This is a genomic window from Mycobacterium sp. B14F4 (assembly GCF_039871645.1).
Classification (GTDB): domain Bacteria; phylum Actinomycetota; class Actinomycetes; order Mycobacteriales; family Mycobacteriaceae; genus Mycobacterium.
The window spans coordinates 990,947-1,003,523 of sequence record NZ_JBDPMF010000001.1 but is presented as its reverse complement, the minus strand read 5'-3'; the positions used below and the strand labels follow the sequence as shown (position 1 = coordinate 1,003,523).

At 67.0% G+C, this 12,577-nt stretch carries 11 protein-coding genes; 8 read left to right on the top strand and 3 right to left on the bottom strand.

All coding sequences use genetic code 11. The annotated features are described in order from the left end of the window. Window positions 1-260: 260 nt before the first annotated feature. The gene (locus ABGB19_RS05055; RefSeq protein ID WP_347684626.1) at window positions 261-1,145 is read right to left on the bottom strand and encodes an acyl-CoA thioesterase domain-containing protein; all 885 of its coding nucleotides are present in this window, start codon (window positions 1,143-1,145) and stop codon (window positions 261-263) included. A gap of 78 nt (window positions 1,146-1,223) precedes the next feature. Between ABGB19_RS05055 and ABGB19_RS05050 the strand changes: the two genes are divergently transcribed. The 4 genes from ABGB19_RS05050 (at window position 1,224) to ABGB19_RS05035 (ending at window position 5,674) form a co-directional block, all read left to right on the top strand. Next, window positions 1,224-1,847 carry a TetR/AcrR family transcriptional regulator gene (locus ABGB19_RS05050; protein ID WP_347684624.1) on the top strand — a complete coding sequence of 208 codons (624 nt, stop codon included), beginning with the start codon at window positions 1,224-1,226 and terminating at the stop codon, window positions 1,845-1,847. 130 nt (window positions 1,848-1,977) lie between these two features. After that, window positions 1,978-3,201, top strand: coding sequence for an amidohydrolase family protein (locus ABGB19_RS05045; protein ID WP_347684622.1), 1,224 nt, complete (start codon window positions 1,978-1,980; stop codon window positions 3,199-3,201). An 80-nt stretch (window positions 3,202-3,281) separates the two neighbouring features. Further along, window positions 3,282-4,418: an acyl-CoA dehydrogenase family protein gene (locus ABGB19_RS05040; RefSeq protein ID WP_347684620.1), complete on the top strand. Its 1,137-nt coding sequence runs from the start codon at window positions 3,282-3,284 to the stop codon at window positions 4,416-4,418. Continuing rightward, window positions 4,418-5,674 carry an acyl-CoA dehydrogenase family protein gene (locus ABGB19_RS05035; protein WP_347684618.1) on the top strand — a complete coding sequence of 419 codons (1,257 nt, stop codon included), beginning with the start codon at window positions 4,418-4,420 and terminating at the stop codon, window positions 5,672-5,674. The genes ABGB19_RS05040 and ABGB19_RS05035 overlap by 1 nt, the downstream gene beginning before the upstream one ends. A 46-nt stretch (window positions 5,675-5,720) precedes the next feature. Here ABGB19_RS05035 and ABGB19_RS05030 read toward each other — a convergent pair whose 3' ends face one another. Beyond that, a complete protein-coding gene (locus tag ABGB19_RS05030) occupies window positions 5,721-6,737 on the bottom strand; it encodes an Rv2578c family radical SAM protein (protein WP_347684617.1) in 1,017 nt (338 codons plus the stop codon). Window positions 6,738-6,927: 190 nt separating this feature from the next. Between ABGB19_RS05030 and helR the strand changes: the two genes are divergently transcribed. From helR to ABGB19_RS05015, 3 genes are read left to right on the top strand one after another with little or no spacing between them, the layout of a single operon-like run. Continuing rightward, window positions 6,928-9,105: an RNA polymerase recycling motor ATPase HelR gene (helR, locus tag ABGB19_RS05025; RefSeq protein ID WP_347684615.1), complete on the top strand. Its 2,178-nt coding sequence runs from the start codon at window positions 6,928-6,930 to the stop codon at window positions 9,103-9,105. Window positions 9,106-9,128: 23 nt separating this feature from the next. Continuing rightward, entirely contained in the window at window positions 9,129-9,722 is a 594-nt protein-coding gene (locus ABGB19_RS05020; protein ID WP_347684613.1) for a TetR/AcrR family transcriptional regulator, read from the top strand. A 10-nt stretch (window positions 9,723-9,732) separates the two neighbouring features. Beyond that, the gene (locus ABGB19_RS05015) at window positions 9,733-10,620 is read left to right on the top strand and encodes a haloalkane dehalogenase (RefSeq protein WP_347684611.1); all 888 of its coding nucleotides are present in this window, start codon (window positions 9,733-9,735) and stop codon (window positions 10,618-10,620) included. 22 nt (window positions 10,621-10,642) lie between these two features. Here ABGB19_RS05015 and ABGB19_RS05010 read toward each other — a convergent pair whose 3' ends face one another. Next, window positions 10,643-11,062, bottom strand: coding sequence for a hypothetical protein (locus tag ABGB19_RS05010; RefSeq protein WP_347684609.1), 420 nt, complete (start codon window positions 11,060-11,062; stop codon window positions 10,643-10,645). 244 nt (window positions 11,063-11,306) lie between these two features. On the opposite strand from ABGB19_RS05010, the gene urtA reads away from it, so the two are divergent. Continuing rightward, complete coding sequence (gene urtA, locus ABGB19_RS05005) at window positions 11,307-12,572, top strand: urea ABC transporter substrate-binding protein (RefSeq protein WP_347684607.1); 1,266 nt, start codon at window positions 11,307-11,309, stop codon at window positions 12,570-12,572. Window positions 12,573-12,577 lie beyond the last annotated feature (5 nt).

Below are 12,577 nucleotides of genomic sequence, written 5' to 3'. Positions count from 1 at the left end.
GTTGCACGTGCACCTTTTCGCAGTTCCATCGCCCCAGCTTTGCGCCACCAGGCTGAACCGACGTTGCGCGACACACCTACCTGTCGCTCGGCCTCGAGCACCGGAGTGCCGGCACACACCAGGTCGAAGAACTGTCTCCGCACCGCCAATGGGACGGGGTATCCAGACGGCATTGCAACCTCCAAACGGCGATATTGCAGTGACCGTATGAATCTGCCCGTCAATTCGCCTGCACAACTTCAGTTTCGGCGGGGAAAAGTCTAGAGGCGCGACTGTTCCTTGATCGCGGTGTCAGTGGTGCGCAGCGGACGGATCAGCGCGTCCTGGGTGAACGACGCGATCAGCTCACCGGACTCGGTGTGGACTGTGCCGCGCACGTAGGACATGCCGGCGCCCACCTGCGTGCTCTCGTGGCTGTAGAGCAGCCACCCGTCCCACGTGAACGGCTCATGGAAGCTGACCGAGACGGTCATCGGCGCGGTCGACACCGTGAGGTGCGACTGCGCCGTGCCGATCCCTTCGTGCGCACGCATCGTCGTCGAAATACCGAGGTGGCCGGTGAAGTACGCGATCAGCGCCTTGGCGAGGTCGTCTCGCGTCGGAATGGGGTCGTAGTGCAGCCAGGCGTACAGCTCCGGGGGCCCGACCTCGTCGGGGCTGTTGACGTCGACCACGTCCACCAGCCGCAACTGCCTGCCGGTCATGGGCATCGCGGAGACGTTGGCATCGGCGGGGGCCGCGACGTCGGGACGGGGCAGCGCATGGCGGATGACGTCGGCGGTCGGCACGTCGGCCAGCACTGTGACGGTGATGCACCGCTTGCCGTTCTGCTTCGCCGCCACAACTGCCGTTGCGGTGGAACGGCCTTCGCTGACGACGTCGACCTCCAGTTCGACCGGTCCGGCACTGACCATCACCGCGCGCGCAAACACCGCATACACCGAGCGCACCGACTTGCCTCCGAATCGCTTGGCCGCTGCGACGATCGCCTGGGCCAGCACCTGGGTGCCCTCCACCACCTGCCGCGCGTCCTCGCCTGCGGGGCCGGTATCGGCGGTGAAGAGGTTCTCGCCGGCCGGCTGCACGTCGAACAGGTCGAGCAGCCCTTGCACGGTCCACGGCATCTGCGCTGAGTCTGTCGTCATGGAACGCAACAGTAACCGAGCTTCTGCAAAAGCGGTAACGTCATTACCAGCGGGTCCCGATGCCGGAAGGTGACGACGATGGCGAAGCCGAGCGGACGTACGGCGAGCACTGTCGGCGCCGATCCCGAGTCACGACCCAAGCGCTTCATGAAATCGGCGCTGGCGATCCTCGGCGAGACCGGGCGCACCGACTTCACCGTTCTCGAGGTGGTCGAGCGGTCCAAGACCTCGCTACGGTCCTTCTACCAACACTTCTCGACAAAGGACGAGCTGCTTCTCGCGCTGATCGACAAGATCATGTCCGAGTCGACGCGGCGGTGGCGCGAGGACACCGCCGACCTGCCCGCCGCCGAAGCGTTGCGGGTGCTCATCGACCGGATCTGCACGCCGGCCGAGACGACCACGCAGGACAAGGTCAACCGCGGTCTGACCTATTACAACGATCGCCTCGCCGAGGCGCTGCCACGCGAGTACGCACGCGTCCTCTCCCCCGTGCACGACTTGATCAAGGACATCATCAACCGCGGCGTGACCGAGGGCGCCTTCCGGACCGACCTCGACGTCGAGGCCACCGCCGCGCTGATCATGCAGTCCGCCCTGGGCGCGATGCGGCTGCAGGTGCTGGGCGCCGAACTCAACGGCGCCCCGGTCGCCGCCGACCACATCTACGACTTCTGCGTCAGCGGCCTGCTCGCCCGCTGACGGCCTGCACCGCGTCTGACCTGCGCTGCACCCCGTGGAGAACGAGCTTCTCGGTGGCTGCTGTTTTCGCTGGTCCAGAAGTGGTAATGTCATTACCACCACGGCACAACAAGACTTCCAGGAGGCGACTATGACGCGCAAGCTTCCCTATCCGGTGTTCGACGCCGACAACCACTTCTACGAGCCGAAGGAAGCGCTGACCAAGTTCCTTCCCGACCGCCGCAAGAACGTCATCGACTACATCGAGGTCCGCGGCCGCACCAAGATCATGGTGCGCAACCAGGTCAGTGACTACATCCCCAACCCGACGTTCGAGGTCGTCGCGCGGCCCGGCGCGCAGGAGGAGTACTTCAAGCACGGCAGCGGCGGCAAGAGCTTCCGCGAGGTGATGGGCAAGCCGATGAAGGCGATCCCGGCCTTCCGCGAGCCCGCCGCTCGGCTCGAGGTGATGGACGGACTGGGCCTGGACTACTCGCTGATGTTCCCGACGCTGGCCAGCCTGGTCGAGGAGCGGATGAAGGACGATCCCGAGCTCATCCTCGACGTCATCCACGCGCTCAACGAGTGGATGTACGAGACCTGGCAGTTCAACTACCAGGACCGCATCTTCTCCACGCCGGTCATCAACCTCGGCATCGTCGACCGCGCACTCGAGGAACTCGAGTGGTGCCTGGAACGCGGCGCCAAGACGGTGCTCGTGCGTCCGGCCCCGGTGCCCGGTCTGCGCGGTACGCGGTCCTTCGGGCTGCCGGAGTTCGACCCGTTCTGGGATGCGTGCGTCAAGGCGGGCATCCCGGTGTCGATGCACGCCTCGGACTCCGGTTACGCCGAGTACCTCAACGACTGGGAGCCCGCCGACGAGTATCTGCCGTTCAAGCCGACCGCGTTCCGCATGGTCTCGATGGGCAAACGCCCCATCGAGGACTCGATGGCCGCGTTGGTGTGCCACGGCGCGCTAACCCGCAATCCCGATCTGCGCATCCTGTCGATCGAGAACGGCGCGGACTGGGTGCCTTATCTGTTCAAGCAGTTCGAGGGTGTGTACAAGAAGATGCCGCAGGAGTTCCCGGAGAATCCCATCGAGGCGTTCAAGCGTGGCGTGTACGTTGCGCCGTTCTGGGAGGACGACTTCAAGCAGATGGCCGATATCCTCGGCGTCGACCGGGTGATCTTCGGATCGGACTGGCCGCATCCCGAAGGCCTGGCCGAGCCGACGCACCTCATCGACGACCTGCAGGGCCTCGACGAGGAGGGTCAGCGAAAGGTGATGGGCGGCAACATGGTCGAGCTGTTCAAGGTGCCCAACGAGATCGTCCACAACCCCGACGTACCCGCGCTCGTCATCCCCGCCTGATCTGAGGGCTCACGTCGTGAACGTGCGTGTCGATCCGTCGGCACGCACATTCGCATCACCACGAAAGCGAGCTGGCGCCAGTGACCGACAGCGCTGAGAACCCCGAGGTACTGCTTTTCGCCTCGACGACGCAATCCTTCCTCGAGAAGGAGACACCACTGGGCCGCATCCGCGAGATGCACGATGCGGGAACCTCTTTCGACGCCGGCTGGTGGCGTCGCGCCACCGAACTGGGCTGGACCAGCCTGCTGGTGCCCGAGGATCTCGGCGGCGGCAGCGTGTTGGGCGACGGCGTGCGGGATCTGGCCCTGGTGGCAGGGATCGCGGGCAGGACCGTCGCTCCCGGTCCGCTGCATCCCGTCAGCACCGTGCTTGCCGGCCTCGTCGAGGCCCCGGACAACCACGGCGACACCATCGAGGCGCTGATCGCCGGCGAACTGGTGGCGTCCTGGGCCGTCTACGAACCGGGTCAGCCGTGGGCACCGCTGAGGCCCTCGGTCACCGCGACGCCGACCGGTGGCGGATTTCGGGTCGACGGGGTCAAGGACCGCGTCGAGGCCGGCGCCGACAGCGGAATATTCCTTGTCACAGCGCAATCCGAGGGTGCGGTGCGCCAGTTCCTGGTTACCGCCGACGCGCCCGGCGTGCAGGTGGAGCGGCAGAGTTCGATCGACATGGTCAAGACCTTCGCCCGGGTGCGGTTCGACGGCGTCGAGATCGACGGCACCGCCGCGGTCGGCTCGGCCGGGCAGACCGAAGCGCTGATCGCCCGGCAGAGCCAGATCGCCGCGATCCTCCAGTGCGCCGAGGTCGTCGGCATCCTCGACACGGTGCTGGACTTCACCATCCAATGGGGCTTCGACCGGCATTCGTTCGGCCGCCCGCTGGGCTCGTACCAGGCGCTCAAGCACAAATACGCCGATCTGAAGATCTGGTTGGAGGCGTGCCGCGCGACGACCACCGCCGCGGTGGCCGAAGTGGCCAGTCGCTCCCCCGGCGCCGAACTCGCGGTCAGCGTGGCGAAATCCTATGTGGGCGAATATGCGCCGGGCATGGTGCAGCAGTGCGTTCAGCTGCACGGCGGCATCGGCGTGACGTGGGAACACGATCTACACCTCTTCCTGCGGCGAGTCACGTTGAACCGCTCGATGTTCGGCACGCCCGAGGATCACAATCTTCGCGTCTACGCGCTCAACAAGGAGTTGGAGCCAGCCTGATGACCGAGACGACATCGGCACCGTCGACGACCGACGAGTCCGTCGCGGACTTCGCCGCCCGCGCGAAAGCGTGGCTGGCCGAGAACATGCCGCCGATCGATCCGAACAACCCGCCGGAACACGACCGCGGCGAAGAGGAGCCGTGGCTGCGCGCGCGCGAGCTGCAGAAGAAGCTCTACGACGGCGGGTTCGCCGGGATTTGCTTCCCGAAGGAGTACGGCGGTCTGGGGCTGCCGATCGCCTACCAGAAGGCGTTCGACACTGTGTCGCGCAGCTACGAATTGCCGATCATCCTCAACACACCGACGTTCACGATCTGCGCCGCGACCATCCTCGACACCGGCAGTGAACAACAGAAACGTCAACACATCTCGGCCGCACTGCGCGGCGAAGAGGTGCTGGTGCAGCTGCTGTCGGAGCCGAGCGGCGGGTCGGACCTCGCCGGTGTCATCACCCGCGCGGACCGCAGGGGCGACAAATGGGTGATCAACGGCGCCAAGACCTGGAGCACAAGCGCATTCGCGGCCGACTACGGGCTGATGCTGGCGCGCACCAATTGGGACGTGCCCAAGCACGAGGGCCTGACGATGTTCCTGGTGCCGATCGACAGCCCGGGCATCACGTTGCGGCGCATCAAGCAGGTCAACGGTTCGGTCGAGTTCTGTGAGGAGTTCTTCGACAATCTCGAACTCGGCGACGACGCCGTGGTCGGGGAGGTCAACGAGGGCTGGCACGTCGCGTCGCGCCAGCTGTACCACGAGCGGCGGGCCGTCGGTGGCGGCTCGGAGTTCGCCAGCGGCATTGGCGCCGAAGGCAAGTCCGACGTGCCGATCAACTACGTCGAGCTGCTGGACAAGGTGGGCCAGCCCGACAACGAGCGCCTCCAGCAGATGGCGGGCCGGGCGCTGGCGCACCGGGCGGTGCAGGAGCAACTGGTCGACCACGTCTATCACGGCGTCCTCGACGGCTCGCTGCCCCCGGCGGCGGGTTCGATCATCCGCATCACGCACGCCGAAGTCCACCACCTGGAGTTCGACACCGTCTTGTCGATCGCGGCGAGCGGCGGCGTCGTCGACGTCGGCGACGACCTCATCCGATACGGCGAGCGGTACCTGTCGCGGCAGACTGCTGCGCTGGGCGGCGGCACCACCGAGATCGCGCGCAACATCATCGGCGAGCGGGTGCTGGGCTTCCCGCGCGAACCGGCCGCCGACCGTGGCGTGCCGTTCAATCAGGTCAAACGCAACAAGGGCTAGGACACCGCGGCGGGCCGCGAATCAGGACACCGCGGCGGGCCGCGAATCAGAACAACGTCGGCTGCAACTCCCGTGCGGGCGCTGCTGCCGGAACATCGGCCGCCCGGAACGAGCGGCGGTCCGGCGCCAGTCCATGCCGAGCGACCAGAGGTGCAGCTCTGTCGTGCAACATCTTTCGGTAGTCCTGCGGCAGGTAGGCCCCACGCCGGTACAGATCCCGGTACACCGCCACGAGCTCGGGGTGTGAGCGCGCCAGCCAGCCCATGAACCATCCGCGCGTCGAGCCGCGCAGGTGCAGCCCGAATACGGTGACACCGGTGGCGCCCGCGGCCGCGATCTGGCCGAGCAGGGAGTCGAGATGCTCCGCCGAATCCGTCAGGTGCGGCAGTATCGGCGCCACCATGACGTGGCAGTCGAGTCCGGCGTCGCGGATCGCGGAGATCAGGCCGAGTCGAGCCTGTGGCGAGGGTGTTCCCGGTTCGACGTCGCGGTGCAGGTCGGGGTCCCCGACGGCCAGCGACACCGCCACGCTGATGTCGACGTGCCGCGCCGCCTCGATGAGCAGCGGCAGATCGCGGCGCAGCAGCGTGCCCTTCGTCAGGATCGAGAACGGCGTACCCGAGTCGGCGAGGGCGCCGATGATGCCGGGCATCAAGGCGTAGCGGCCTTCGGCGCGTTGATACGGGTCGGTGTTGGTGCCCAGCGCGACGGTCTCGTGCAGCCACGACGGCCGGCCCAGTTCCCGGCGCAGCACGTCGGCGACGTTGGTCTTGACGACCACTTGGCTGTCGAAGTCCGTGCCGCAGTCGAAGTCGAGGTATTCGTGGGTGGGGCGCGCGAAGCAGTACCGACAGGCGTGCGAGCATCCGCGGTAACCGTTGACCGTGTACTTGAACGGGAGCATCGAGGCGCTCGGCACCTTGTTCAGCGCCGACTTGCAGAGCACTTCGTGGAAGGTGACGCCCTCGAACTGCGGCGTGCGCACGGTGCGGACAAAGCCGATCCGCTGCAGGCCGGGCAGGGCTCCGTCGTCAACTCCGACGCCCTGTCCTTCCCACCGCATACGAATCATTCGAACGCATGTTCGAGGCAATGTCAAGGACCTGCGGCAAACGGGAGGAGGCCGGTTCGTCGTCCCACTCCAATCTACAGCGCAGGTAGGGGCTTGCGGCAAGGCCGGGGTGATGAGTCAAAATCGCTGGCCGGAGCCGAAATCGACGGGTTCGGTATCGACGAAAGGAGCCGGGACGCGCGTGCCAGGTCATGATCACGCAGCCGAGCTGCAGGCCGAACAGCATTACGTCGCAGCGCTTTACGCGCGCCTCGACGCCGAGCGTGCGCGGGTGAAGGACCGGTACCGCGCCGTCCTGCGCGGTGACGGCGAGTCGCTCGTCGATCGCGACGCCGAAGTCCATGCCCTGGCCAAGCAGATGAACCGGCTGAACGTGGCCGACCACGGGCTGTGTTTCGGCCGACTCGACAGCGTCACGGGCGACCGGTCCTACATCGGTCGGATCGGGCTGTTCGACGAGTGTGACGACTACGAACCGCTGCTGCTCGACTGGCGCGCACCGGCGGCGCGCGCGTTCTACACCGCCACCGCCGCGCATCCGGAGGGCATGCGCCGTCGCCGTCAGTTCCATCCGCTCGGGCGCCGGGTGCTCGACTTCACCGACGAGGACCTTGGCAGGCCCGGCGAAGACGCTCGTGGCGATGCCGCACTGCTGGCAGCGGTCAACGCGCCGCGCGGTGAGGGGATGCGCGACATCGTCGCAACCATCCAGGCCGAGCAGGACGAGATCATCCGGCTGGACCATTCGGGCGTGCTGGTGATCGAGGGCGGACCCGGCACCGGCAAGACCGTGGTGGCGCTACACCGCGTCGCGTATCTGCTCTACACCCAGCGCGAGCGGATCGAGCGGCACGGAGTTCTCGTGGTGGGGCCCAATCCGACGTTCCTCGACCACATCTCGCGGGTGCTGCCGTCACTCGGCGAGACCAACGTCGTGTTCATGACCACCGGCGACCTGATGCCGGGTCAGCGCGTCACGGCGCAGGACGAGCCGGCGGCCGCCCGGCTCAAGGGTTCGCTGAAGATGCTCGACGTGCTCGCCGCGGCGGTCGCCGACCGCCAGCGGCTGCCTGAGGAACCGCTTCTCATCGAGCTCTCGGACGTCACGGTCCGCATCGACGCCGAGACCGCGCAGTGGGCCAGGCAGGAGGCGCGGGACAGCGGTAAGCCCCACAACGAGGCCCGCGCGGCATTCCGCGAGATCGTCACCTACGTGCTCACCGAACGCGCGATCGCCCGGATCGGCAAGGGCTGGTTGACCCGCCGGGATCGCGACGCCTGGGAAAGCCTGCGATCCGACCTGGTCGACGAGCTCGCCGACCACGATCAGTTCGCCGCGGCACTCGACGCGCTGTGGCCGATCCTGACGCCGCAATCGCTGCTGGCGTCGCTGTTCTCGTCCCCCGAGCGACTGGCTGCCGCCGGCGCCGGGCAGGCGCTGTGGCGCGCCGACGGCGACGCGTGGACGGTGTCGGACGTGCCGCTGCTCGACGAACTGGTCGACCTGCTGGGCCACGACGGGCCGACCGATCAGGCGGAGGCGAAGCAACGACGGGCCGAAGAGGCTTACGCCGCCGGGGTCCTCGACCTCATGGTCGCCCGTGAGGACCTGATGGACGACGAGGACCATCTGCTCGCCAGCGACCTTCTCTACGCCGAGGACCTCGCCGACCGTTTCGCCGAACGCGACACCCGGGATCTGGCGGAACGTGCGGCCGCCGACCGGAACTGGACCTATCGCCACGTCGTGGTCGACGAGGCCCAGGAACTGTCCGAGATGGACTGGCGGGTGTTGATGCGGCGGTGTCCGAGCAAGTCCTTCACGGTGGTGGGTGACCTCGCCCAACGCCGGTCCGCGGCGGGGGCGACGTCCTGGGAGTCGATGTTGGCGCCCTACGTGCCCGGTCGATGGCTCTACCGGCCGCTGTCGGTGAACTACCGCACACCGGCCGAGATCATGACCGTGGCCGCGGCCCTGCTCGCCGAGTTCGCGCCCGGGGTGCAGCCACCGGAGTCGGTCCGCGCGTGCGGCGTGCCGCCGTGGTCACGGCGGGTCGCTGCGGACGAGATACCCTGTGCCATCGATGAATTCGTGCGCAAAGAGGCGGGTCGCGAGGGCACCAGCGTCCTGATCGGGCCCGCGGACGTGCCCGGTGCCGTGCCGCCCGCCGAAACGAAGGGGCTGGAGTTCGACGCGGTCCTGGTCGTGGAGCCGGAGCGGATCCTCGCCGACGGGCCGCGCGGCGCGGCGGACCTGTACGTCGCTCTCACCCGTGCCACCCAGCGGCTGGGAGTGCTGCACCGTGAGCCGCTGCCTGCCGTCCTGAGCGGGCTCACCGGGGCGAGCGCACCCGCCTGACCACATGTGGCATGATGCACATCATGCGAAATGCGTCCGGCCCGCGGGCCAGGGCCAAGCAGCAGTCGCTCGACCGGATCCTGGACGCGGCGGCCCGCCGGATCCGCGAGGAAGGCCTCGACGGCGCGGCGATCGTGCCGGTGATGCGCGAGGCCGGCCTCACCCACGGGGCGTTCTACTCGCACTTCACGAATAAGGACGAACTGGCGTGTGCAGCGTTCGCGCGGGCGATCACGACCGGCCGCGCGCAGTGGATCAAGCCGTCTCGGGGCGAGTCCTGGGGCGCCCGGCTGACGAGCCTCGCCAAGCGGTATCTCACGCGCGCCCACCGCGACGACCTGGCGACCGGTTGCGCGTTCGCAGCAGTGGGCTCCGAGACCGCACACGCACCCGAACCGTTCCGGGCAGGCTACGAGCGCGAGTTACGCGCGTCGCTGGCCGCTATCTGCGACGGTGACGAATCCGCCGACCGCCTCGACGACGCGATCGCGCTGATGGCGCTCTGCGTGGGCGGATTATCGCTGTCCCGAGCGGTCGTGGACCGCGATCTGTCGGACCGGATTCTTCGTGCTGCGCGCGAGACTGCGGCAAAACTCGCTGCAGAACAACACGATTGAGGAGGATGTCGTGACCGATCGGCCTTTCGGAGAGCTTCGTTATACCGAGATCAACGGTAAGCGGATGGCCTACGTCGACGAGGGCTCGGGTGACGCGATCGTCTTTCAGCACGGCAACCCGACCTCGTCGTATCTGTGGCGCAACGTGATGCCGCATGTGCGCGACCTCGGCCGACTGGTGGCGTGCGACCTGATCGGCATGGGCGGTTCGGACAAGCTCGACGATTCCGGACCGGACCGTTACCACTACGCCGAGCAGCGCGAGTACCTGTTCGCGCTGTGGGATTCACTGGACCTCGGCGACCGCGTCATCCTCGTCCTGCACGACTGGGGATCGGCGCTGGGCTTCGATTGGGCCAACCAGCACCGCGACCGGGTCGCCGGCATCGCCTACATGGAAGCCATCGCGATGCCGATCGAGTGGTCGGATTTCCCGGAACCCGTGAGCGGGGTGTTCCAGGGTTTCCGCTCCCCCGAAGGCGAAGCCATGGTGCTCGAGCAGAACATGTTCGTCGAAGCCGTGCTGCCCGGCGCGATTCAGCGCAAGCTGACCGACGAGGAGATGGATCACTATCGAGCGCCGTTCCGGAATCCCGGCGAGGACCGCCGCCCGACACTGTCCTGGCCGCGCAACATCCCGATCGAGGGCGAACCGGCCGACGTCGTGGCCATCGTCGAGGACTACGGGGCGTGGCTCGCTCAGTCGGAGGTGCCGAAGCTGTTCGTCAACGCCGACCCGGGTGCGATCACCCGGGGCCGTGTCCGCGACTTCGTTCGAACCTGGCCGAACCAGACCGAAGTCACCGTCGCGGGAACACATTTCATCCAGGAGGACAGCCCGGACGAGATCGGGGCCGCGCTCGCGGCATTCGTACGTTCGGTGCGTGCCGCCGGCTGACGGTCGGTCTAGGCGCCGCGGATCACCACTGGCCGAGCTGGCACTGCACGGTGTAGGGACCGTCTTGCTGGACCGCCACCTGACCGTCGATCGCGATCTCACAGTGGGGGTTCGGCGAGCCCTGCATGGCATGCACGCCGGTGCTCGCGGTGAGGATCGCCCACTGCGGGTCCTCGAGCGTCGTCTCGAAGACCCACGGCACACCCGGCTGCAGGACCAGTTCTTCCTTCTTGAGGAAGGCGTACGCGTCGGCGTTGTACGCCTCCTTGCTCGGAGGCTGAGCCGTGAGGTAGTTGAGGGTGTAGTCCGCAGCACCGGCCGAAACCAGCGTGTAGCGGACGACATGGCCTGCGGGCTGAGCGGTCGCCGTCCCGGCACCGATCACAATCGACGCTGCTGCCAGCATGAACGCAGCCCCGACTCTGGTTGTCGCTGTTCGCATGTCCGTCACATCGCCGCACCGTACCGGATCGTTACACCAGCGGCAGGACGGCACCCCGCGACGGACGAACGGCAAACCAACCACAGGGCAGCGACAGGTTAACCAGTTCGTCACACACAGACATTTCGCAGAAACACCGCCGCTCTAACGTCCCGATTCGACACCTCTGGGGTGTCGCGACTCTCGCACTCGACTCGACTTCGGTCGGGGGCTGTGCGCTGCGGATATATAGGGAAAGGCTGTCATGCGACTACCACGACGCTCGTCGGTGAAACGGTCGGCTCTCGCTGCGGGAAGCATCGTCGCCGCGGCAAGCCTGGTGCTGGCCGGCTGCGGAAGCAAGGCGACCGAGTCGGACTCGGCAAACGCCCAATCGTGCGTCGACACCTCCGGTCCGACGGTCAAGGTCGGCGCGCTGAACTCGCTGTCGGGCACCATGGCAATCTCGGAGGTGACGGTTCGCCACGCCATCGACCTGGCCGTCGAGCAGATCAACGCCGCGGGTGGCGTGATGGGCAAGCAGCTCCAGCTCGTCGGCGAGGACGGCGCGTCGGAGCCCACGGTGTTCGCGGAGAAGGCCGAGAAGCTGATCTCCAGCGACTGTGTCGCTGCGGTGTTCGGCGGCTGGACGTCGTCCTCGCGCAAGGCCATGCTGCCGGTGTTCGAGAGCGCCAACTCGCTGCTGTACTACCCGGTGCAGTACGAGGGGCTGGAGTCGTCGAAGAACATCTTCTACACCGGTGCGACCACCAACCAGCAGATCGTGCCCGCGCTCGACTACCTCAAGGGCCGCGGAATCACGTCGCTGTACCTGGTGGGTAGCGACTACGTCTTCCCGCAGACCGCCAACCGGATCATCAAGGCGTACGCCGGCGCCAACGGCATCGAGATCAAGGGCGAGGACTACACCCCGCTGGGCTCGACGGATTTCTCGACGATCGTCAACAAGGTCCGCACCGCCGACGCCGACGCCGTGTTCAACACGCTCAACGGTGACTCGAACGTGGCGTTCTTCCGTGAATACAAGAACGTGGGCCTGACGCCGGAGGCGATGCCGGTGGTGTCGGTGTCGATCGCCGAGGAGGAGGTCGGCGGCATCGGCGTGCAGAACGTCACCGGCCAGCTCACCGCGTGGAATTACTACGAGACGGTCGACACTCCGGTCAACAAGGCGTTCGTCAAGGCCTATAAGGACAAGTTCGGCGCCGACAAGCCGACGTCGGATCCGATGGAGGCGGCCTACGTTTCGGTGTTCCTGTGGAAGAACACCGTCGAGAAGGCACAGTCCTTCGACGTCAAGGCGATTCAGGACGCCGCCGGCGGCGTGACGTTCGACGCTCCGGAGGGTCTGGTGACCGTCGACGGCGAGAACCACCACATCACCAAGACGGCCCGCATCGGTGAGATCCGGCCCGACGGCCTGATCTACACGATCTGGGAGTCGCCCGGGCCGATCGAGCCGGATCCCTACCTGAAGTCCTACCCGTGGGCCGCGGGCCTCTCCAGCTGATTCGG